The 22027-nt window shown below is 60.1% G+C and carries 18 protein-coding genes and 1 tRNA gene; 13 read left to right on the forward strand and 6 right to left on the reverse strand.

Annotation, left to right across the window (positions count from 1 at the left end):
• Positions 1-92: 92 nt before the first annotated feature.
• The 4 genes from MRK42_RS07475 to MRK42_RS07490 all read left to right on the forward strand — a co-directional run bounded on the left by MRK42_RS07475 (position 93) and on the right by MRK42_RS07490 (position 4874).
• Positions 93-1514 carry a sigma-54 dependent transcriptional regulator gene (locus MRK42_RS07475; protein ID WP_042071969.1) on the forward strand — a complete coding sequence of 474 codons (1422 nt, stop codon included), beginning with the start codon at positions 93-95 and terminating at the stop codon, positions 1512-1514.
• A 106-nt stretch (positions 1515-1620) separates the two neighbouring features.
• Positions 1621-2655 (forward strand): ATP-binding protein, encoded by a 1035-nt coding sequence (locus MRK42_RS07480; protein ID WP_124239155.1) that lies wholly within the window; start codon positions 1621-1623, stop codon positions 2653-2655.
• Entirely contained in the window at positions 2652-3992 is a 1341-nt protein-coding gene (locus MRK42_RS07485; RefSeq protein WP_338612077.1) for a sigma-54 dependent transcriptional regulator, read from the forward strand. The genes MRK42_RS07480 and MRK42_RS07485 overlap by 4 nt, the downstream gene beginning before the upstream one ends.
• A gap of 120 nt (positions 3993-4112) precedes the next feature.
• Complete coding sequence (locus tag MRK42_RS07490) at positions 4113-4874, forward strand: Nif3-like dinuclear metal center hexameric protein (protein ID WP_354688999.1); 762 nt, start codon at positions 4113-4115, stop codon at positions 4872-4874.
• Positions 4875-4992: 118 nt separating this feature from the next.
• Here the strand turns inward: MRK42_RS07490 and purN are convergent, their stop codons facing one another.
• Entirely contained in the window at positions 4993-5631 is a 639-nt protein-coding gene (gene purN, locus MRK42_RS07495) for a phosphoribosylglycinamide formyltransferase (protein WP_338612078.1), read from the reverse strand.
• On the reverse strand, positions 5628-6665 hold the full coding sequence (purM, locus tag MRK42_RS07500) for a phosphoribosylformylglycinamidine cyclo-ligase (protein ID WP_061475490.1): 1038 nt from the start codon (positions 6663-6665) through the stop codon (positions 5628-5630). Before purM ends, purN begins: the two co-directional genes overlap by 4 nt.
• A gap of 175 nt (positions 6666-6840) precedes the next feature.
• Between purM and upp the strand changes: the two genes are divergently transcribed.
• The 3 genes from upp to hda all read left to right on the forward strand — a co-directional run bounded on the left by upp (position 6841) and on the right by hda (position 9432).
• Positions 6841-7467, forward strand: a complete 627-nt coding sequence (gene upp, locus MRK42_RS07505) for a uracil phosphoribosyltransferase (RefSeq protein WP_026456137.1) — start codon at positions 6841-6843, stop codon at positions 7465-7467.
• 141 nt (positions 7468-7608) lie between these two features.
• A complete protein-coding gene (locus MRK42_RS07510) occupies positions 7609-8628 on the forward strand; it encodes a DUF2066 domain-containing protein (RefSeq protein ID WP_338612079.1) in 1020 nt (339 codons plus the stop codon).
• A gap of 102 nt (positions 8629-8730) precedes the next feature.
• Positions 8731-9432 (forward strand): DnaA inactivator Hda, encoded by a 702-nt coding sequence (hda, locus tag MRK42_RS07515; protein WP_026456135.1) that lies wholly within the window; start codon positions 8731-8733, stop codon positions 9430-9432.
• 214 nt (positions 9433-9646) lie between these two features.
• On the opposite strand, the gene aceA is transcribed toward hda, so the two are convergent.
• The 4 genes from aceA to MRK42_RS07535 form a co-directional block, all read right to left on the reverse strand.
• Entirely contained in the window at positions 9647-10960 is a 1314-nt protein-coding gene (gene aceA / locus MRK42_RS07520; RefSeq protein ID WP_026456134.1) for an isocitrate lyase, read from the reverse strand.
• Between the two features lie 73 nt (positions 10961-11033).
• The gene (gene aceB / locus MRK42_RS07525) at positions 11034-12641 is read right to left on the reverse strand and encodes a malate synthase A (protein ID WP_338612080.1); all 1608 of its coding nucleotides are present in this window, start codon (positions 12639-12641) and stop codon (positions 11034-11036) included.
• Positions 12642-13326: 685 nt separating this feature from the next.
• The gene (locus MRK42_RS07530) at positions 13327-13467 is read right to left on the reverse strand and encodes a hypothetical protein (RefSeq protein WP_197064441.1); all 141 of its coding nucleotides are present in this window, start codon (positions 13465-13467) and stop codon (positions 13327-13329) included.
• A 221-nt stretch (positions 13468-13688) separates the two neighbouring features.
• Positions 13689-13765 (reverse strand) — tRNA-Pro (locus MRK42_RS07535).
• A gap of 297 nt (positions 13766-14062) precedes the next feature.
• Between MRK42_RS07535 and tadA the strand changes: the two genes are divergently transcribed.
• The 6 genes from tadA (at position 14063) to MRK42_RS07565 (ending at position 22007) form a co-directional block, all read left to right on the forward strand.
• Positions 14063-14545, forward strand: coding sequence for a tRNA adenosine(34) deaminase TadA (gene tadA, locus MRK42_RS07540; protein WP_354689046.1), 483 nt, complete (start codon positions 14063-14065; stop codon positions 14543-14545).
• 217 nt (positions 14546-14762) lie between these two features.
• On the forward strand, positions 14763-17000 hold the full coding sequence (locus MRK42_RS07545) for an ABC transporter permease subunit (RefSeq protein ID WP_042071961.1): 2238 nt from the start codon (positions 14763-14765) through the stop codon (positions 16998-17000).
• Positions 17001-17016: 16 nt separating this feature from the next.
• Positions 17017-18666, forward strand: coding sequence for a phosphate ABC transporter permease PstA (gene pstA / locus MRK42_RS07550; protein ID WP_042025460.1), 1650 nt, complete (start codon positions 17017-17019; stop codon positions 18664-18666).
• Positions 18667-18864: 198 nt separating this feature from the next.
• A complete protein-coding gene (gene pstB, locus MRK42_RS07555) occupies positions 18865-19683 on the forward strand; it encodes a phosphate ABC transporter ATP-binding protein PstB (RefSeq protein WP_201940135.1) in 819 nt (272 codons plus the stop codon).
• A 102-nt stretch (positions 19684-19785) separates the two neighbouring features.
• A complete protein-coding gene (phoU, locus tag MRK42_RS07560) occupies positions 19786-20496 on the forward strand; it encodes a phosphate signaling complex protein PhoU (protein ID WP_042025462.1) in 711 nt (236 codons plus the stop codon).
• A 188-nt stretch (positions 20497-20684) separates the two neighbouring features.
• Positions 20685-22007 carry a hemolysin family protein gene (locus MRK42_RS07565; protein ID WP_042071956.1) on the forward strand — a complete coding sequence of 441 codons (1323 nt, stop codon included), beginning with the start codon at positions 20685-20687 and terminating at the stop codon, positions 22005-22007.
• The last annotated feature ends 20 nt before the right edge of the window (positions 22008-22027 follow it).

Here is a 22027-nt window from a genome sequence, read left to right on the forward strand (position 1 = left end):
TTTGGCACTTTGTGTGCCGCAAAGGAACCGTCAACGAGCGTTTTATAATCAAATAAAACAATAAGTTAGCTATGTAATCGCGAGAGGTGGATATGGTGGAGATGGGCGTGTTGATTGTTGATGCCGATGAAGCACGGCGTCAGCAATTGGAAACAGTGCTCTCGTTCATGGGGATCCCGTGGCAGGATGTGGCCGAAGGGGACCTCGACGTTGCCATCGAATCCGCCGGCCCGCTGCAGGGGGTATTGGTGGGTGAGCTGACGGAGCGCCCCTTGCCCGAGCTGCTGGCGGCCTTTCCCCGCACACCGTTTCTCTCCCTGATCGATGCCGATCTCGACAACAGCAATTTCATCGGTGTGGCGCAGGCCCCCATCACTTACGAATCCCTCACTCGCCATCTGCATTTCTGTCAGGCGTTTGTCTCCCTGCATCCTCGCCAGCAGACCCACGACAAGGGTCAGGCTCTGCTGCGCCTGCTGGTGGGCAAGGGCAAGGGGATCCAAGAGGTGCGCCGCCTCATCGGTCAGGTGGCCGAGACCGATGCCAACGTGCTGATCCTGGGGGAATCCGGGACCGGTAAAGAAGTGGTGGCGCGGGCCATCCACGAACTATCAACCCGCAGTGCTGGTCCCTTCGTGCCCATCAACTGTGGTGCCATTCCCGCCGAACTGCTTGAAAGTGAGCTGTTTGGCCACGAGAAAGGGGCCTTCACCGGTGCCATCGCCGCTCGCCGTGGTCGCTTCGAATTGGCTCAGGGGGGCACCCTGTTTCTTGACGAGATCGGCGACATGCCGATGCCGATGCAGGTCAAGCTGCTGCGGGTATTGCAGGAGCGGATGTTCGACAGGGTCGGCGGCGGCAAGCCCATCCAGGCGGATGTGCGTGTCATCGCCGCGACTCACCGGGATCTGGAGGCGATGATCCGCACCCAGGATTTTCGCGAGGATCTCTATTACCGCCTCAACGTCTTCCCCATCGAGACGCCGCCGCTGCGGGATCGCTGTGATGACATTCCCCTGTTGCTGCAGGAGCTGCTCAACCGCCATGCGGAGCAGCACCAGGGCGTCATTCGCCTGACCCAGCGCGCCATGGAGTCCCTGATGCAGTACCCCTGGCCCGGCAATGTGCGCGAGCTCTCCAACCTGCTGGAGCGGCTGCTCATCCTCTATCCGCACCAGATCGTCGATGTAGCGGATTTGCCGAGCCGTTACCGCCTGCTGCCCTGCGAGCCACGGGATGAGCGACTGACCGAGATGGACGAGCGCGATGCGCTGGCCGCCGTATTCCAGGATCCGCCGGAGCTGGACCTCGCCTTCAGCTCGGCCCGCTCCATGCAGTTGCCGGAGGAGGGGGTCAATCTCAAGGAGATGCTGGCCGACCTCGAGGTGGAGCTGATCCGCCAGGCGCTGGAGTCTCAGGAGGGGGTGGTGGCTCGCGCCGCCGACCTGCTCGGCATGCGTCGCACCACCCTGGTCGAGAAGATGAAAAAATACGGGATGAGCAAGGAGGGCTGAGGGTCAATGCCTTGACGCCTTTCTTTAATCCTTTGTTTTAATTGATTTAATTTAGTGGCATGAAAATTGAATGAGCTGACCAAATTGCCAGTTTGAGGTCAGCTTTATGACAATCTTGCAGCAGGACATGCCACTCCAGTCCCACGAAGTGAGCCAGCTCTACGCTATCTTCACGGCACTCCCCACCGGGGTGTTGCTGCTCGATGGCGCCGGGGTGATCACCCGGGCCAATCCGGCCGCGCTCTCCCTGCTGGGGGAGCCGCTGGAAGGGGAGCTCTGGCGTCAGGTCATTGCCCGCTGCTTCGAGCCCCGGGAAGATGACGGCCACGAGATCTCCCTGCGTGATGGTCGCCGGGTCCAGCTCTCGACCCAGCCCCTGCCGGATCAGCCCGGCCAGCTGGTGTTCATCAACGATCTCACCGAGACCCGCAAGCTGCAGGATCGCGTCAACCACATGAAGCGGTTGTCGGCCCTTGGCAACATGGCGGCCTCACTGGCCCACCAGATCCGCACGCCACTCTCTGCCGCCATGCTCTATGGCGCCAACCTGGCCAACCGTACCCTCAAGCCCGAATCCCGCAGCCAGTTTCAGCAAAAGCTGATGGACAGGCTCAAGGATCTGGAAAAGCAGATCAACGACATCCTGCTGTTTGCCCGCAACGGCGACAATCAGGTGGTCACCCCCATCTCGGTGCAGGGGTTGATGGCCGAGGTGCAGGCGGGGGCCGAGGCCTTCTGCCTGCAGCAAGGATGCGAGCTGCACATACAGGCGCCGGAGCCCGATCTCTGCCTGCTGGCCAACAGCAACGCGCTGTCGGGAGCCATCAACAACCTGATCGCCAACGCCCAGCAGGCGGGGGCCGATTCGCTCCTGGTGAGTGCGGTGCGCAGTGGCACCCGGGTGGAGATGCGCGTCATCGACAATGGCAAGGGGATCCCGAGTCATCAGCTCGGCCAGGTGTTCGAACCTTTCTTTACCACCCGCTCCCAGGGCACAGGCCTGGGGTTGGCGGTGGTGCAATCCGTCGTACGTGCCCACCAGGGGGAGGTCAGCGTGGCCTCCGTGCCTGGTGAAGGCACCTGTTTTACTCTGTCGTTCCCCCTGCATCAGCAGTCGGTGCAGCTTGGAGGTGTAGCATGACACAGGCCAGGATCCTGGTAGTGGAAGATGACAATGGCCTGCGCGAGGCGCTGGTGGATACCCTGCTGCTCGGTGGCTACGAGTGCCGCGAGGTGGACAGCGGCGAGCGGGCCCTGCTTGCCCTCTCGCGCCAGAACTTTGACATGGTGATCTCCGATATCCAGATGGGGGGCATGGATGGCCTGACCCTGCTGGCCACCATTCGCCAGCAATATCCGCAGTTGCCGGTGCTCCTGATGACCGCCTACGCCAACATCGACGGCGCGGTGCGCGCCATGCGCGAGGGGGCCATCGACTACCTGGCTAAGCCCTTTTCCCCCGAGGTGCTGCTCAATCAGGTCAGCCGTTACGTGCCGGCCCAGAAGGTGGAAAAACGCGCCGTGGTGTACGGGGATCCCAAGACCGCCGAGTTGTTCCAGCTGGCGACCCGGGTTGCCAGAAGCGAGGCGACCGTGATGGTGACCGGTCCGAGCGGCACCGGCAAGGAGGTGTTGGCCCGCTACATTCACGACAACTCCAGCCGCGCCGAGCAGCCCTTCATCGCCATCAACTGCGCCGCCATTCCGGAAAACATGCTGGAGGCGACCCTGTTCGGCTACGAGAAGGGGGCCTTCACCGGCGCGGTGCAGGGGTGCCCGGGCAAGTTCGAGCAGGCTCAGGGAGGGACTCTGCTTCTTGACGAGATCACCGAGATGGATCTTGGGCTGCAGGCCAAGCTGCTGCGGGTACTGCAGGAGAAAGAGGTGGAGCGGCTCGGCAGTCGCAAGATGATCCCCCTCGATGTGCGGGTCATCGCCACCAGCAACCGGGATCTGAAAAAAGCGGTGCAGGATGGCCTGTTCCGTGAAGACCTTTACTACCGGCTCAACGTCTTCCCGCTGCGCTGGTTGTCCCTGTGCGAGCGCCCCGGCGACATACTGCCGCTGGCGGAACACCTGCTGGCCCTGCATGCCAGCCAGCAGGGCTTGCCAACACCACAGCTGGAGGCCGACGCATGCGAGTGTCTGCTGGCTCACCCCTGGCCCGGCAATGTGCGCGAGCTCGACAACGTGGTGCAGCGTGCTCTCATCCTGAGCCCGGACGGCGTCATCGGCGAGGGGCATCTCATCCTGGAAGAGGTGGACGAGCAGGAGATGGGCGCCATGCCCGATCGCAGTTATGGCGGGGATCGCCTCGGCAGCGAGCTCAAACAGCAGGAGCACCAGATCATTCTCGACACCCTGCAGGACTGCAACGGCAGTCGCAAGGAGGTGGCCGACCGGCTCGGCATCAGCCCGCGTACCCTGCGCTACAAGCTGGCGCAGATGCGGGAGGCGGGGATCGACCTACCTGCCTGAATGTAGGGGCTGTCATGGTCTTGCCGGCCCGGCTCGATTATCATGGGGCCCTTGGCGCTTTGAGCCTGGGCCCTGTTTTTATTGGTAAAACAGGGGCTCGAGCCTTAATAAGGGACCCTTATGATCTCTCATCGAAAACTCGAAACCGTACTCAATCATCTGCTCGAACCGCACGCCATCAAGGACTACTGTCCCAATGGCCTGCAGGTGGAGGGGCGTGAGCGCATTCGCAAGGTGGTGACCGGCGTCACCGCCAGCCAGGCCCTGCTCGATGCGGCAGTGGCCGCCAACGCCGATGCCATCCTGGTCCATCACGGCTACTTCTGGAGCGGCGAACCGGCCCAGATCACCGGCATGAAACAGCGCCGCATCAAGACCCTGCTGACCCACGACATCAACCTGTTCGCCTACCATCTGCCGCTGGACGTGCATCCCGAGGTGGGCAACAACGCCCAGCTGGCCCAGTTGCTGGGCATCAAGGTGCGCCGCGGGCTGGAGCCCTGGAACAGCAAGAGCGTTGCCATGGTGGGCAAGCTGGAAGAGCCCATGAGCGGAGCCGATTTTGCCAGGCTCATCGCCGAGCGCCTTGGCCGGGAGCCACTCCATTGCGGTGACAGCGGCCCCGAGCTTATTCGCTCCGTGGCCTGGTGCACCGGCGGCGGCCAGAGCTACATCAATCTGGCGGCGGAGCAGGGCATTGATGCCTTCATCTCCGGTGAGGCGTCCGAGCAGACCATCCATACCGCCCGTGAAATGGGGATGCACTTCTACGCCGCCGGTCATCACGCCACCGAGCGTTACGGCGTCAAGGCGCTGGGGGAGTGGCTGGCCACGGTGCACGGGCTGGATGTGACCTTTATCGATATCGACAATCCGGTCTAGGTTCGATTAGCCGCGTCGCGGGGTAATCGGACCTGACTGCAGCAAGTGTGGTGGTCGATAGAAATGACAAGGGAGGCCGAAGCCTCCCTTGTGACATTGTGCATGCTGTGGTTAGTTGTTACTCGCAGGCATGTCCCGCCGGGCCGAGCTGTGCGCTATCCAGAAAGGCGGCGCCCTCCTGCATCCGCAACCTGCCCTGACAGAACCACTGCACCACCAGCGGGTAGATGCTGTGCTCCTGGGCCTGTACCCTTGCTGCCACTTCATCAGCTTCATCCCCCTCAAAGATGGGAACGCGGGCCTGCAGGATCACCGGGCCGCCATCGAGTTCTTCGGTGACGAAGTGGACGCTGGCGCCGTGTTCGTCGTCACCGGCGTCGATGGCGCGCTGGTGGGTGTGCAGCCCCTGATACTTGGGCAGCAGGGAGGGGTGGATGTTGACTATCCGCCCGGCAAAGTGCCGCACCAGGTCGGCACTCAGGATCCGCATAAAGCCGGCCAGCACCACCAGGTCGGGCTGATAGTCGTTCATCAGCGCCAGCAGGGCGGCGTCATACTCCTCCCGACTGGCAAACTGCTGCTGGGCGAGGATGCTGGTGGCCACACCGGCTTCCCTGGCGCGCACCAGGCCATATGCATCGGCCTTGTTGCTGATGACGCCAACCACTTCCCCGGCAATCTTGCCGTCGGCGCAACTGTCGAGGATCGCCTGCAGGTTGCTGCCGCTGCCGGAGATAAGGACCAGGATCCGCATCATTGGATGATGACCTGCTCCTCGCCATCGGCCGCCTTGGCGATATGGCCGATGTGCCAGGCGTTCTCGCCTTCGGCCTTGAGCAGGGTCAGCGCTTTTTCAAGCTGATCTGCCGGCAGGGCGATGATCATGCCGACGCCGCAGTTGAAGGTGCGATACATCTCGTGACGGGTCACGTTGCCGGCCTCTTGCAGCCAGCTGAACACCGCCGGCCACTGCCAGCTCTGCTCGTCGATCACCGCCTTGGTGTTGGCGGGCAGCACGCGCGGGATGTTTTCCCAGAAGCCGCCGCCGGTGATGTGGGACAGAGCGTGGATCTCGCACTCCTTGATGAGCTTGAGCACCGGTTTCACGTAGATACGGGTCGGCTCCAGCAGGGCATTGGCCAGGGTGGTGTCACCCAGCGGTTGATGCACGTCGGCCTGGGAGACCTCCAGGATTTTGCGAATGAGGGAGAAACCGTTGGAGTGGGGGCCGCTGGCGGCCAGGGCAATCAGGGCATCCCCTTCGCCGACCTTGCTGCCGTCGATGATCTCGCTCTTTTCCACTACACCGACGCAGAAACCGGCGATGTCGTAGTCATCACCCTCATACATGCCCGGCATCTCGGCGGTTTCGCCGCCCACCAGGGCGCAGCCGGACTGCTCGCAACCTTCACCGATGCCGGTGACCACGGCGGCGGCAGTGTCCACATCCAGCTTGCCGGTGGCATAGTAGTCGAGGAAGAAGAGGGGCTCGGCACCCTGCACGATGAGATCGTTGACGCACATGGCCACCAGATCGATGCCCACGGTGTCGTGTTTTTTCAGATCGATGGCCAGGCGCAGCTTGGTGCCCACCCCATCAGTGCCGGAGACCAGCACCGGCTCCTTGTAGCCCGCAGGGATTTGACACAAGGCCCCAAAGCCGCCAAGACCACCAAGGACTTCAGGACGACGAGTGCGTTTGGACACGCCCTTGATACGTTCAACCAGTGCATTGCCGGCATCGATATCCACGCCAGCATCCTTGTAGCTCAGTGAGGTTTTGTCTGTCACGAGTATTCCCCGTCATGTGAAGAAGTGGAGGGTAAAATTCGGGGCGTATTCTAGCAGTGCGGGGGAAAAACCAGAAAGGAAATCGTTTGCGCATTTTTGCGCGGAAAAACTCTACAAGCGGCGGCTTTTGTTGTATGATTCCGCGATTTTTTTGCGGCAGTTAGAGGAGATAATAATGAAAGTCGTTGAAGTCAAACATCCCCTGGTCAAACACAAGATCGGTCTGATGCGTGAAGGCGATATCAGCACCAAGCGTTTCCGTGAACTGGCCAAAGAAGTGGGCAGTTTGTTGACCTACGAAGCGACCTCTGACTTCGAAACGGAGAAGGTTACCATCGATGGCTGGAATGGGCCAGTAGAAGTTGACCAGATCAAGGGCAAGAAGGTCACCGTCGTGCCCATCCTGCGTGCCGGTCTGGGCATGATGGACGGCGTGCTGGAGCACATGCCGAGCGCTCGCGTCAGCGTGGTCGGCATCTACCGCGATGAAGAGACCCTGCAGCCGGTGCCTTACTTCGAGAAGATCGTCAGCAACATCGACGAGCGTCTGGCCCTGGTTATCGACCCCATGCTGGCCACCGGCGGCTCCATGATCGCCACCATCGACCTGCTGAAAAAGAAAGGCTGCCACTCCATCAAGGTGCTGGTGCTGGTTGCCGCCCCGGAAGGGATCAAGGCGCTGGAAGCCGCTCACCCGGACGTGGAGCTGTTCTGTGCCTCCATCGACAAGGGGCTGAACGAGAAGGGCTATATCGTCCCGGGCCTAGGCGATGCCGGTGACAAGATCTTCGGCACCAAGTAAGCCGATGCAATCAGCCGCCCCTGTTCGGGTGAGCGGCATTCCGAGCCGGCGTTCTGCCGGCTCTGTTGTTTCTGGCAGCCTTGCTGCATGGCGCGCCTTGCCGCTACCATAGCCACAGGCTCCCAGTTCGAGATGATATTCATGTTCAAACGCGCAATCACCGCTCTTTGTTGCGGTCTCTCCTTCATGGCCTCTGCCGCCCAGGTGACCGATCTCTATCAGGGCAAGGCGCCCACCAGCGGCGATATGACGGCGGCCCAGTCCCAGGCGTTGGGAGAAGTTCTGGTCAAGGTGACCGGCAAGCGGGACATCCTCAGCCAGCCAGCGGTAGCCAAGGCGTTGGCGGCTCCCGGCGACTATGTAAAGAGCTACGGCTATCAGGATCTGGATTCGGTCAAGTATCTGAAGGCCGAATTCAAGAGCGACAAGGTCAACCGGCTGGTGGCCGACAGCCAGTATGCCCTGCTGGGCCCGGTTCGCCCCCAGGTGGCGATCTGGCTGGTAGTGGATCAGGGGGAGCGCCGCCTGCTTGCGGATCAATCCGCCGATGGTTGGGCCAGGGCCCTGCGTGAACAGGCCCAGACACTGGGGCTGCCAGTCAGCATTCCGCTGATGGATCTGGACGACAACATGGCAGTCAGTGCGACCGATGTGTGGGGCCGTTTCGCCGATCCCATCCTCAAGGCGAGTCAGCGCTATGGCGCCGAGATGGTGGTGTTGGGCAAGCTGACGCCGGAAGGGGAGAAGTGGAACATCGACTGGGGTCTCTACGGACCCAAGGCCGGTGGTGAGGTGGCCGAGCTGACCCGGGGCAATGGTGCTGGCTCCCAGGCCGAGGTGGCACAGGGCTTTGCCGATACCCTGGCAGGCTGGTTGGTGAAAAACTATGGTGCTCGCATCTCGGGGCCGGCCTCCAGCCAGAGTCTGGTGGTGAGTGGGCTATCCGACGTGGACAGCATGATCGCCGTGCAGAAGATGCTGCAGGGGATGGCCAACGTGAGCAAGGTGGAGATTGGCAAACTGGAAGGGGACCAGGTCACCTTCAATTTCACCTTGCAGGGTGATCAGGCCGAGTTGGCCCGCATGCTTCAGCTCGAGAGCCGCCTGCATCGGGTTGACGATAATGGCAGCGCATTGCGTTACCAATGGTCGCAGCCCTGATTTTATAAGGCTTTTGTATACCGCCCGGCTTGTCCGGGCGGTTCTCTATCCGGCCCGGCGATGATACACTTGGTAGCAAATGTCACAGTCAAAGCCTAACGAGTGAAGCAACCGGCCCAACTGTCTTTAGCCGTACAACTACCGGACGATGAAACCTTCGTCAGTTTTTATCCCGGCAACAATGCTCATCTGATCACCGCCCTGAAAAATGCGGCTATTGGTCAGGGGGCTCCTTTCCTCTATTTCTGGGGAGCCAAGGGGTCGGGGCGATCCCACCTGCTCCATGCGACCTGTGCCGAGGTCAACGCCCGCGACGCAGCCGCAGCCTATCTCTCCCTCGATCAGTTTGAACAGCTGGATCCCAGCATGCTGGATGCCCTCGAGAGCCTGCCGCTGGTCTGTCTCGACAGCCTGGAAGCCATCGCCGGCAATGCCCTGTGGGAGCGCGCCCTGTTCGATTTTTACAATCGTTGGAAGGAGAAGGGCGAGGGAACCCTCATTGTGACCGGCTGCAGTGCGCCGCGCAAACTGGGGCTGCAACTACCGGATCTCGCCTCCCGCCTCGACTGGGGGGTGAGTTTCCATCTCGATGAGCTGGATGATGAAGGCAAGCTCAGTGCCCTGCAGCTGCGTGCCGAGCTGCGGGGCTTCAAACTGCCCATCGACGTGGGTCGTTTCCTGCTAAACCGCCTCTCCCGCGACATGCGCACCCTGCTTACTACCCTCAATCAGCTCGACAACGCCTCATTTCGCGCCAAGCGAAAGCTCACCATCCCCTTCGTCAAAGAGATCCTCGAGCTCTGATCCCCCTGTCACATCTGGCGACTCTCTTTGGTGTGAGCTGGCAAGCGGACAAAAAGAAACCCCGGCATCAGGCCGGGGTTTTTGATTGCTGCCGTCAGATGATCAGTGGAACTGATCCTCTTCGGTGGAGCCGGTCAACGCGGTGACCGAGGACTGGCCACCCTGGATAATTGGCTGAAAGGGTCACCTTGTCGGCTCCACTCTAGCCATCACCTTAGTGGAACTGGTCTTCTTCGGTGGAACCCGTTAAAGCGGTCACCGAGGATTGGCCACCCTGGATGACGGTGGTCACCTTGTCAAAGTAACCGGTACCCACTTCCTGCTGGTGCGCCACGAAGGTGTAGCCACGCTCGGCGGCGGCAAACTCGGGCTGTTGCACCATCTCGACATAGTGCTTCATCCCTTCGCCACGGGCGTACTGGTAGGCCAGCTCGTACATGTGGAACCACATGTTGTGGATGCCCGCCAGGGTGATGAACTGGTACTTGTAACCCATGTCGGACAGCTCCTGCTGGAAGCGGGCGATGGTGGCATCGTCCAGGTTCTTCTTCCAGTTGAAGCTCGGGGAGCAGTTGTAGGCCAGGATGCGATCCGGGAACTTGGCCTTGATCGCTTCGGCAAACTTGCGTGCCTCGTCCAGATCCGGCTTGGCGGTTTCACACCACACCATGTCGGCGTAGGGGGCGTAAGCCAGACCACGGGCAATCGCCTGATCGATGCCGGCACGTACCTTGTAGAAGCCTTCGGCGGTGCGCTCGCCGGTCAGGAAGTCGGCATCGTAAGGATCTGCATCCGTGGTCAGGAGATCCGCCGCGTTGGCGTCGGTACGGGCGATCACCAGGGTGGTGGTGCCACAGACGTCGGCTGCCAGACGAGCTGCCACCAGTTTCTGCACTGCTTCTTGGGTCGGGACCAGCACCTTGCCGCCCATGTGGCCGCATTTTTTCACGGAAGCCAGCTGATCTTCAAAGTGTACGCCGGCGGCACCTGCCTCGATCATTCCCTTCATCAGTTCGAAGGCGTTCAGCACGCCACCAAAACCGGCTTCGGCATCTGCCACTATGGGCAGGAAGTAGTCGATGAAGCCCTCATCCTGCGGCCCTACCTTGTTGGCCCACTGGATCTGGTCGGCACGGGCGAAGGAGTTGTTGATGCGCTCCACCACCGACGGCACCGAGTTGGCCGGATAGAGGGACTGATCCGGATACATGGTGGAGGAGAGGTTGTTGTCCGCTGCGACCTGCCAGCCGGAGAGGTAGATGGCCTCGATGCCGGCTTTGGCCTGCTGCACCGCCTGGCCGCCGGTCAGGGCGCCGAGGCAATTCACGTAACCTTTTTTGGCCTCGCCGTGGATCAGTTCCCACAGTTTGTCGGCGCCGCGTTGGGCCAGGGTGTGCTGCGGCTGCAAGCTGCCGCGCAGGTTCACCACGTCCTCGGCGCTGTAGCCGCGCTTGATCCCTTTCCAGCGGGGGTTTTGGGCCCAGTCTTTCTCGATAGCCTGGATCTGTTGCTCACGGGTCAGTGCCATATCAGTTCCCTCTTTCATTGATTTCACGTTTCCATTGACTTGTTATTGGCGAGCCCCCTCCGGGGCCCGTGATTCAGAGCCGCTCGTAACCGGGCAGCGTCAGAAAATCGATCAGGGTATCGGCGCAGGTGATCTGCTCCATCAGCTCGCTTGCCTCGGCAAAGCGACCAGCCTGCCAGCGGGCCTCACCCACTTCGCGTTTGACCACCTCCTGCTCTTCGGCCAGCATCTGGCGGAACAGATCCTTGGTCACCACCTGGCCGTTGGAGAGGCTCTTGCCGTGGCGGATCCATTGCCAGATGGAGGTGCGGGAGATCTCGGCGGTGGCGGCATCTTCCATCAGGCCGTAGATGGGTACGCAGCCGTTACCGTTGATCCAGGCCTCCAGATACTGCAGGGCAACCCGGATGTTGGTGCGCATGCCAGCTTCGGTGCGCTCGCCCTCGCAGGGGGCCAGCAGGTCGGCGGCAGTAATGGGGGCATCCTCTTCACGCAGCACGCCGATCTGGTTCTGTGCACCGGCCGGGATGGCGGCGTTGAACACCGCCATAGCGGTGTCGGCCAGCCCCGGGTGGGCGACCCAGGTGCCGTCGTGGCCGTTATCGGCTTCACGCTGCTTGTCGGCATGCACCTTGGCAAAGACTTGTTCGTTGACCGCCGGATCCTTGGCCGGAATAAAGGCCGCCATGCCGCCCATGGCGAGAGCGCCGCGCTTGTGACAGGTCTTGATCAGCAGACGCGAGTAGGCGGAGAGGAACGGCTTGTCCATGGTCACTACCTGGCGATCCGGCAGGACGCGATCCGGGTGATTCTTCAGGGTCTTGATGTAGCTGAAGATGTAGTCCCAGCGGCCGCAGTTGAGGGCGACGATGTGATCCTTCATCTGATAGAGCAGTTCGTCCATCTCGAACACCGCCGGCAGGGTCTCGATCAGCACGGTGGCCTTGATGGTGCCGCGGGGCAGGCCGAACTTGTCTTCGGTCCAGGCGAACACCTCGCTCCACCAGCGCCCTTCGAGGTGGCTCTGCAGCTTGGGCACGTAGAAATAGGGGCCGGAGCCTTTAGCCAGCAGCGCCTGATAGTTGTGCAGGAAATAGAGGGCGAAGTCGAACAGGCCACCAGGGATGGGAGCTCCATCGAAGGTGACATGTTTTTCCGACAGGTGCAGACCGCGCACCCGGCAGATGAGCACGGCCGGATCGGCATTGAGGGTATAGGCCTTGCCCTCGGGGCTGGTATAGGCAATGGTGCCGTTCACCGCATCGCGCAGGTTGATTTGACCCTCGATCACCTTGTTCCAAGCCGGCGCCAGGGAGTCTTCGAAGTCAGCCATGAAGACCTTGACGTTGGCGTTGAGGGCGTTGATCACCATCTTGCGCTCGACCGGGCCGGTGATCTCCACGCGGCGATCCTGCAGGTCGGCAGGGATACCACGAATGGTCCAGTTACCCTCGCGGATGTGGGCTGTCTCCGGCAGGAAGTCCGGCAGCTCACCGCCATCGATGCGAGCCTGACGGGCCACACGTTGTTTCAGCAATTCGTCCCGCTGGGGGGCAAAACGTTCCACCAGTTCGGATACCAGGGCCACTGCGTCCGGCGTCAGGATTTGCGCGTAATCGGGAAGCATGGCGCCCTGGATGCGAAGGCGTGCGCTGCAGTGGGTCTGGGCTGGTGCCGACATAAGATTCACTCCTTTGAGAATTACATTTTGAACTTATTAACTACGACTAAAGTCGATCCCTGTTCCTGTAATCTTCCCGTAACAACGGGATAACACGTTTCATACGGTGCGAAATATTGCCGATTCCGTCAACAACTTTTTTTAAACGCCCGTTTTTGGGTGATGATTAACTTTATGTTTTTTAATGATTTATGTGGTTGGTGTAAAAGCTCTACGCAGATGGTTATGCTTCTGCTTTTCATCGCGGGGTGATGGGTAATTCGGTCTGGTGAAAACAGGCATGCCATGTAATTTATTACGTAATAAAATTACAAATGCAAAAACAAATCCCGACCTTACTCCAAGCTTTTGAAAAACAGTTGTATTAATTTAGTTTGAAAGCCTCTATGCAGCCTCAGGCCTTTCTGGCTATTGCCAATGAACGTCTGTTTTAAACCAAATGACCATTAATGGGTATGAATGGCGCAGGTTGCCATCCTGGTGGAAAGTGAAGGGCAATAACGTAGGTTTGTATCAGGTGATGAGGAAAATGTCAGGAGAGCAGGGGGGTGACATATTGGTGGATAATCCTGCGATTGTCTGCCGATGCAGTGATTTGTCGTTTTTTGTGTGCACGCTCTCAAATCGGGGAAAAAAAGGCCATAAAGGCCTGTCGTGAAGTGCATGGCGATGTCCCCGGAAGGGATTAGTACTCCTCTTCCGGCTCTGCCAGATCGATCACGTCCAGTTGAATGACCTGCACATCTTCATGTGCAGCGGGGCAGGTGGTGTCTTGGGGGACGGTAAAAAGCGCGATGGTGGGGCTGGTCTCTGTGGTCTGTTTCATGCTTGGTCCTTGGTTGAACGCAAGCCGGTGTGTGATCCCTTCACCGATTTTCCACCTCCTTGTCTCGCTACCGGCGGAAAGTCGCGCATATTAATGAGTTCACATGAAAGATTCAAGCGGTTCTGTATATTTTTTGTTCCTGCGAAGTCGGGATGGCAGTCGATAGAAAATGCGGACAAAAAAATAGCCCAGTCGTTTGACTGGGCTATTTCGGGGAATGATGGTCGGCGTGAGAGGATTTGAACCTCCGACCCCTGACACCCCATGACAGTGCGCTACCTGGCTGCGCTACACGCCGACAAGGTCAGTCTGAGCTGACGGGGAGGAAGTCTAATGTTCTGGCGCTATGGGTGCAACTCCTTTTTTATCATAGAGATGCCGACTGCTTCTTTCTTGTGCAACCAAGATGCAACTTGGGCCTTGCGGCCGGATTTGGCATAATCGCCGCCCCGTCATGGGCGTCTACTTTGAAAGGTATCGCGAGCCGGGGCAGAGATATAGCTATCAATCAAGAGAGGCATGGGTGGAATCATCAGCAATCGCCGCAGTGCAAACACAGGCAGAGCTGGCACAGGCAGAGCAGGACGAACACTGGATGCGTCATGCCATGGCATTGGCGGTCAGAGCCGAAGGGATCGGCGAGATCCCGGTCGGGGCCGTGCTGGTGCTGGGTAATGAGGTGGTCGGGGAGGGCTGGAACCGCTCCATCAGCGAGCACGATGCCTGCGCTCATGCCGAAGTGATGGCCATCCGCGCCGCCGGACAGCGTCTTGAGAACTACCGCCTGCTGGATACCACCCTCTATGTGACCCTGGAGCCTTGCTGCATGTGCGCCGGCGCCCTCATTCATAGCCGGGTCAAGCGGGTGGTGTACGGAGCGCGGGATCTGAAGACGGGAGCGGCTGGCTCTGTGTTCGAGATCCTGCAGGACCCGCGTCATAACCACAGGGTGGAATTGGCGGGGGGGGTGCTGGCAGAGGCCTGCTCGGCCCAACTGTCAGCCTTTTTCAAGCGCCGCCGCGCCGAGAAGAAAGCCGCCAAGCAGGCATTGCAACAATCCGCCGGCTCATCCAGCTGACCCGCAGAGGGAGGTTGCCTCCAGCCTCCCACGCGACGCTTGTCAATTATGCCTTTTCAAACAGCCTGTTAGCCTTGCCAACGTGGGCAAAATCTTACCCATCTTCGATGCTGTAAAATCCCCTCATACTGCCGCTGCAAAAGCGGTTTCCATGTAACAAAACTGTCATGCAACCGCCATATAATGCCGGCAAGCCTAGCTCACATTGAGGTCTTGCATGTCATCGGAATCGATAAACTTAGGTATGGCGGGCAGCAGAAAGCGCCGTATCAAGGATAAGTTGGCCAAATACGGGGTCACCACGGGGGGAGCCCTGGTACTGGTGGCCCTGCTGCTTATTTTCTTCTATCTGCTCTACGTGGTGAAGCCCATCTTCAATGGCGCTTCCATGGAGCCGACCGCCTCATTTTCGCTGCCCGTAGAGGGCAAGACCGCCTGGCTCGGCGTCGAAGAGCAGAACGAGATAGGTTACCGCTTCAGCGACAAGGGGCAGGTCGACTTCTTCGCCCTCCAGGCTGAAGGAGAGGTCAAGGTTGGCCAGATACTGGGCCAGGATCGGGTCGCTGGAGAGGTCACGACCGTGGCCGCACCGGCGCCGGGCCAGAAGTTCATCGCCTATGGCTTTGCCGATGGTAAGGCCCAGGTGGTGCAGCCCTACTTCAAGGTCTCCTATCCCAAGGACGTGCGCGTCATCGAGCCCAGCCTGCAATATCCGTTTGGCAAGGAACCCATGGTGATCGATCCCGAGGGCAAAGCGCTCTCGCGCATGGTGTTCGAGGCCACCAAGGACAAGATGGCAGCTGCCGCCGTGACAGAAGATGGCCGCGGCGTGCTGATGGTGATGAGCGGGGAGGAGAACTTCCTCTCCGGCGAGGTGGAGTGGACCACCCAGAACTACAGCATTCCCTCCCTGCCGCGCCATGTGGATCAGATGTTGCTGACTCCCAACCTGCGCATCCTGTTCGTGCGCGAGGGCAACCGTCTCTCCGTCTATGACATCCACAACCTGAGCGAGATCTCCCTGCGTGATGTCATGGAGGTCAATGCCCCCAATGCCAATGTGACCCGAATTGATCTGCTCTCCGGCGCATCTTCCCTGCTGGTGGGCAACGACAACGGCGTCATCTCCCAGTGGTTCGAAGTGGCCAAAGATGGCAAACGTGAATTCACCCAGATCCGTGATTTCAAGAGTGACGGCGCCGTCGACCTGCTGACGCCGGAACATTTTCGCAAGGGCTTCATCAGTGCCGACAAGAAGGGCGACATCAATTTCTTCCACGCTACCGGTGAGAGCAAGCTGTTGAGCGAGAAGGTGGAAGGGGGCGAGCTCTCTGCCCTGGCCATTTCGCCGCGTCACAATCTGTTGCTGATGCAGCAGGGCGAGACTCTCAAGCTGTTTGCCGTCGAGAACGATCACCCCGAGGTAACCTGGTCCGCCCTGTGGCAACAGGTGTGGTATGAAGGCTACCCCGAGCCGCAGTATGTGTGGCAGTCCACCTCCGCCAGCAACGACTTCGAAGCCAAGCTGAGCCTGGTGCCGCTGGTGTTCGGTACCCTCAAGGCCTCCTTCTATGCCATGGTGTTTGCGGTGCCGCTCGGCGTTGCCGGCGCCATCTACACCGCCTACTTCATGTCGGCGGGGCTGCGCAAATACGTCAAGCCGACGGTCGAGATCATGGCGGCGCTGCCGACCGTTATCCTGGGCTTCCTGGCGGGTCTCTGGCTAGCGCCCATCATAGAAGGGGCCCTGCCCGGCGTGGTACTGCTGCTCATCCTGCTACCTATGGGGATGCTGCTCACCGCGCTGGTATGGAACTATCTGCCGGAGCGCGGCAAGTCCTGGTTGCCGGAGGGGTGGCACGCCATCCTGCTGATCCCTGTGCTGCTTTTCATCGGCTGGGGGGCCTTCGCGGTGAGCCCGCTCATCGAGAACGCCTTCATGCACGGCGATTCCCGGATCTGGCTGACCCATGACATGGGTATCAAGTTTGATCAGCGCAACTCCCTGGTGGTCGGTATTGCCATGGGTTTTGCGGTTATCCCCACCATCTTCTCCATCGCCGAAGACGCCGTCTTCTCGGTGCCCAAGCACCTGACCCAGGGCTCCCTGGCCCTCGGTGCCACGCCGTGGCAGACCCTGAGTCGAGTGGTGATCCTCACCGCGAGCCCGGGCATCTTCTCGGCGGTGATGATGGGCCTTGGCCGCGCCGTGGGCGAGACCATGATAGTGCTGATGGCTACCGGCAATACCCCCATCATGGACTTCTCCATGTTCCAGGGGCTGCGTACCCTGGCCGCCAACATCGCGGTGGAGATGCCGGAGTCGGAAGTGGGCAGCTCCCACTATCGGGTGCTGTTCCTCGCGGCCTTCGTCCTGTTCGTGTTCACCTTCTTGTTCAACACCCTGGCCGAGTTCATCCGTCAGCGGTTGCGTGAAAAATACAGCTCTCTGTAAGGACCAAGGAATGACAATGGGTAAGTGGTTTAAATCAGGGGCCCCCTGGATCTGGATGACCGGCGGTGCCGTCAGCCTGAGTCTGGTCGCGGTACTGGGTCTGTTGCTGCTCATCGGCTGGCGCGGTCTGGTCTACTTCTGGCCTCACCCCATCTATGAGTGGCAGCTGATCGATGCCAATGGCAACAAGAGCGTGCTGATCGGCGAGATCAACGATCGCGAGCTGGTGCCGGTGGAGCGGCTGCGGGCCGCCGGCCTGCCGCTGGAAGGAGAAGAGCGCGAGCTGCTGACCCGCTATCTGGTCAAGACCGGCAACCGCGAGTTCGTCGACCTCGATTTTCGCTGGGTGCTGGAGACCGACATCAAGTCCCAGACCCAACCTGCCGAGCTCGCCATGGTGGAGCGCGCCACCAACGGCAACTTTTACGGCTACATCGTCGGGGTGAAGGAGGATGGCCGCGAGCTGACTGCGGATCTGCACCCGGCCCTGCAGCGCGTGCTGGCACGTGCCAACGGGCTTTCTGAACAGGCCAATGACCTGCAAAAAGGGGACATCGGCAGCATCAACTATCAGCTGGAGCGGCTGCGCCTCAAAGAGCGCAAGGCCGAGCTGGATGATCAGCTGACCGACGAGCTCAAGGCCCAGCTGGCGAGCGAGCGCCAGGCGCTGAACGATCGCTATCAGGTACTGGAGAAGGAGCTATTCTCCCTGCGTGCCCAGGCGGACAGAGACAGCATCACGGTCAAGGACATGCGTGGCGAGCTGGTGACCATGCCCATGTCCAAGGTGCTGGACGTGGTGTGGCCCAACGACATGAGTCTGCTCGCCAAGACCGGTTACTGGTTCCATCAAATCGGCAAGTTCATCTCCGACGATCCCCGTGAGGCGAACACCGAGGGCGGCGTCTTCCCGGCCATCTTCGGCACCGTCTTCATGGTGTTCCTGATGGCGATCATCGTGACCCCGCTCGGCGTGGTGGCGGCGGTCTACCTGCATGAGTACGCGGGCAAGAACAGTCTGACCAAGATCATCCGCATCGCGGTGATCAACCTGGCGGGCGTGCCTTCCATCGTTTACGGCGTGTTTGGTCTGGGCTTCTTCGTCTACACCCTGGGCGGCTCCATCGATGCGCTCTTCTATCCGGAAGCGCTGCCGAGCCCGACCTTCGGCTCTCCCGGCGTCATCTGGTCGGCACTGACCCTGGCCATCCTGACCCTGCCGGTGGTGATCGTCTCCACTGAAGAGGGGCTGGCCCGGATCCCGAGCACCATTCGCCAGGGTTCCCTGGCGCTGGGGGCCACCCAGGCCGAGACTCTGTGGCGCATCGTGCTGCCGATGGCGAGCCCGGCCATCATGACCGGCCTCATCCTGGCGATTGCCCGTGCGGCCGGTGAAGTGGCCCCCCTGATGCTGGTGGGGGTGGTGAAACTGGCGCCGACCCTGCCGATGGATGGCAACTTCCCGTACCTGCACGTGGAGCGCAAGTTCATGCACCTGGGCTTCCACATCTACGACGTCGGCTTCCAGAGTCCCAACGTCGAGGCGGCGCGACCGCTGGTGTATGCCACCTCGTTCCTGCTGGTGACGGTGATCGTCGGCCTCAACCTGACGGCCATCGGTATTCGCAACCACTTGCGGGAGAAGTTCCGTTCTTTGGAGCATTGATGATGAACCTGACGGACATCACAGGCATTCGCAACCACCTGCGTGAGAAATTCCGGTCGCTGGAACATTAATCCGGCCACCCAGAACAGACCAGGCGGCCGATGGCACTCTGACAAAAGAGGCCATGGCCGCCACCCGAGGATCCCGGTCGCTGGCACAATGGATGCCAGCCACCCCAGAGCGTTTTTGAGGTAACAGATGATCAACGTAACGACACCGTCGAGCCAGCACACCACGCTGGATCTGCTCAACCTGAGCCCGGCCCAGACAGCGCTGGAAGTGAAGGATCTCAACCTGTACTACGGCAGCAAGCAGGCGCTGTTCAACGTCAACATGAAGATCCCCAAAGGCCAGGTCACCGCCTTCATCGGCCCGTCCGGCTGTGGCAAGTCCACCCTGCTGCGCTGCATCAACCGGATGAACGATCTGGTCGAAAGTTGCCGCATCGATGGCGAGATCCTGCTGCACGGCCACAACATTTACGACAAGAATGTCGATGTCTCCGCCCTGCGCCGTCAGGTAGGCATGGTGTTCCAGCGTCCGAACCCCTTCCCCAAGTCCATCTACGAAAACGTGGTCTACGGCCTGCGCCTGCAGGGCATCAACGATCGGCGTACCCTGGATGACGCGGCCGAGCGTTCCCTGCGCGGCGCGGCCCTGTGGGAGGAGGTGAAGGATCGTCTGCATGACAACGCGTTCGGCCTCTCCGGTGGTCAGCAGCAGCGTCTGGTGATTGCCCGGGCCATCGCGATTGAGCCGGAAGTACTGCTGCTCGATGAACCCACCTCGGCGCTCGACCCCATCTCCACCCTCACCATCGAGGAGCTGATCAACGAGCTCAAGAGCCAGTTCACCGTGGTGATCGTCACCCACAACATGCAGCAGGCGGCGCGGGTGTCGGATCAGACCGCCTTTATGTACATGGGCGAGCTCATCGAGTACTCGGACACCAACACCATCTTCACCACCCCGGCCAAGAAGAAGACCGAAGACTACATCACCGGCCGTTACGGCTAAGGCCTGACCGGTGCCATGAGGATGAGCAAGATGAGCATTAACAAACAGATTACCGGTCAGTTCAACGGCTAGGGCATAATCGGAGCAACAAGGATTATTTGTATGGACAATATGAACCTCAACAAACATATCTCCGGTCAGTTCAATGCCGAGCTGGAGGGAGTGCGCAACCAGGTGCTGGTGATGGGCGGCATGGTGGAGCAGCAGCTCACCGACGCCATCGCGGCCATCCACGATCAGGATCTGGAAGCGGCGCGCAAGATCGTCGCCAACGACCACAAGGTGAACGCGATGGAAGTGGCCATCGACGAGGAGTGCACCCGCATCATCGCCAAGCGTCAGCCCACCGCCTCCGACCTGCGTCTGGTGATGGCCATCATCAAGACCATCACGGATCTGGAGCGTATTGGCGATGTGGCGGACAAGATCGCCCGCATGCTGACCGACAACGCCAACAAGCCCCAGCCGCCGCTGGTGTCGCTTGAAAATATGGGCCGTCGTACCATCAAGATGTTGCACGACGTGCTCGACGCCTTCGCCCGCATGGATCTGGATGCGGCGCTGGCGGTTTACAAGGAAGATGACAAGGTGGATCGGGAGTACGAGTCCATCATTCGTGAACTGATGACCTACATGATGGAAGATCCCCGCACCATTCCCCAGGTGCTGAACGTGCTGTGGGCGGCGCGGGCCATCGAGCGGGTGGGCGATCGCTGCCAGCACATCTGCGAATACATCGTCTATTACGTCAAGGGCAAGGACGTGCGTCACACCAAGACGGACGATCTGGGCACTCTTTTGGGGAAAAGCTGACCCGATATGAATAAAAAGGCGCGAAAGCGCCTTTTTTTATTGCATCGAAGGACAGAGTAAGATAAAGCGCATCGCTGGTCGTTTTCTGATAGAATAGCCCCCTTGTGAGTCCCGGATGGACTCACGGTCCGGCCTCCCGGGCCCAGTTTGCCGTCTTGTGCTAAGGCGGCTGTTGCAATAGGTTAATCATGAGTTTTGCCGATAGTTTGTTCTTTCTGATGCTGCTGGTCGCCGGCAGCGTGTTCTTCTCCCTTTCAGAGATCTCTCTCGCCGCGTCCCGCAAGATCAAGTTGCAGGTGATGGCGGACGAAGGCAATCGCCAGGCCGAAAAGGTGCTGGCACTGCAGGCCCAGCCGGGCAACTTTTTCACCGTGGTGCAGATTGGTCTCAATACCGTCGCCATTCTGGGCGGTATTTTGGGGGAATCCTCACTCAACCCCGCCATCAAGGAGATCGTCTCCGGCTTCTATCAGGGCCCCTGGCTTGGCGAGATCAGCTCGGGCATCTCCTTCGTGTTCGTCACCGGCATGTTCATCCTGCTGGCCGACCTGATGCCCAAGCGTTTGGCCATGACCATGCCCGAGCGGATCGCCGTGGTGGTGGTGCGCCCCATGATGTTCTTCGTCGCCGTGCTGTTGCCACTGGTATGGGTGTTCAACGGGCTGGCCAATACCCTGTTCCGCATGCTGCGCATCTCGACGGTGCGCCGTGACGAGATCACCTCTGACGACATCTATGCGGTGATGGATGCAGGCGCCGAGGCCGGCGTCATCCAGCGCGAGGAGCACCAGCTCATCGAGAACGTGTTTGAGCTGCAGTCCCTGTGCGTGACCTCCGCCATGACCGCGCGCGAGAGCCTTATCTACTTCACCCTGCAAGAGGGGGAGGAGAGCATCAAGGCCAAGATCGCCGAGCATCCCCACAACAAGTTCCTGGTGTGTGACCACAACCTCGACAGCGTCAAGGGCTTCGTCGATTCCAAGGAGCTGCTGATCCGCGTCATCGGTGGCCAGAACATCGATCTCAACAGCGGCTCCCTGGTGCAGAGTGTCATCATTCTGCCCGACACCCTGAACCTCTACGAGGCGATGGAGTACTTCAAGAACCATCGTGGTGACTTCGCCGTGGTGATGAACGAGTATGCCCTGGTGGTGGGGATCGTCACCATGAACGATCTGATGAGCACCGTCATGGGTGAGTGGGCGACCCACGTGGTGGAGGAGCAGATCGTCCAGCGCGACGAGAACTCCTGGCTGGTGGACGGGGTCACCCCCATCTCCGACGTGATGCGCGCCTTCGATATCGAAGAGTTTCCGGAAAACCAGAACTACGAGACCATCGCCGGTTTCATCATGTACATGCTGCGCAAGATCCCCAAACGGACCGACTCGGTCAAATATGCCGGTTACAAGTTCGAAGTGGTGGACATCGACAGCTACAAGATTGACCAGCTGCTGGTCACCCGGCTGGATCCAGTGGCGGCAGCCGAGAAGCCCGCACAGGAATCGTAAAAGGATCGACACAAGGAGTT

The sequence above is a fragment of the Aeromonas sp. 19NY04SH05-1 genome (assembly GCF_040581895.1).
Lineage (GTDB): Bacteria > Pseudomonadota > Gammaproteobacteria > Enterobacterales > Aeromonadaceae > Aeromonas > Aeromonas enteropelogenes.

Coding starts and splice junctions, on each gene's coding strand:
- MRK42_RS07565 (WP_042071956.1), top strand. CDS start 20,685: ATGAGTTTTGCCGATAGTTTGTTCTTTCTGATGCTGCTGGTCGCCGGC.
- MRK42_RS07490 (WP_354688999.1), top strand. CDS start 4,113: ATGATCTCTCATCGAAAACTCGAAACCGTACTCAATCATCTGCTCGAA.
- pstA (WP_042025460.1), top strand. CDS start 17,017: ATGGGTAAGTGGTTTAAATCAGGGGCCCCCTGGATCTGGATGACCGGC.
- aceB (WP_338612080.1), bottom strand. CDS start 12,641: ATGTCGGCACCAGCCCAGACCCACTGCAGCGCACGCCTTCGCATCCAG.
- phoU (WP_042025462.1), top strand. CDS start 19,786: ATGGACAATATGAACCTCAACAAACATATCTCCGGTCAGTTCAATGCC.
- MRK42_RS07530 (WP_197064441.1), bottom strand. CDS start 13,467: ATGAAACAGACCACAGAGACCAGCCCCACCATCGCGCTTTTTACCGTC.
- purN (WP_338612078.1), bottom strand. CDS start 5,631: ATGATGCGGATCCTGGTCCTTATCTCCGGCAGCGGCAGCAACCTGCAG.
- MRK42_RS07480 (WP_124239155.1), top strand. CDS start 1,621: ATGACAATCTTGCAGCAGGACATGCCACTCCAGTCCCACGAAGTGAGC.
- MRK42_RS07475 (WP_042071969.1), top strand. CDS start 93: ATGGTGGAGATGGGCGTGTTGATTGTTGATGCCGATGAAGCACGGCGT.
- MRK42_RS07545 (WP_042071961.1), top strand. CDS start 14,763: ATGTCATCGGAATCGATAAACTTAGGTATGGCGGGCAGCAGAAAGCGC.
- tadA (WP_354689046.1), top strand. CDS start 14,063: ATGCGTCATGCCATGGCATTGGCGGTCAGAGCCGAAGGGATCGGCGAG.
- MRK42_RS07485 (WP_338612077.1), top strand. CDS start 2,652: ATGACACAGGCCAGGATCCTGGTAGTGGAAGATGACAATGGCCTGCGC.
- pstB (WP_201940135.1), top strand. CDS start 18,865: ATGATCAACGTAACGACACCGTCGAGCCAGCACACCACGCTGGATCTG.
- MRK42_RS07510 (WP_338612079.1), top strand. CDS start 7,609: ATGTTCAAACGCGCAATCACCGCTCTTTGTTGCGGTCTCTCCTTCATG.
- aceA (WP_026456134.1), bottom strand. CDS start 10,960: ATGGCACTGACCCGTGAGCAACAGATCCAGGCTATCGAGAAAGACTGG.
- upp (WP_026456137.1), top strand. CDS start 6,841: ATGAAAGTCGTTGAAGTCAAACATCCCCTGGTCAAACACAAGATCGGT.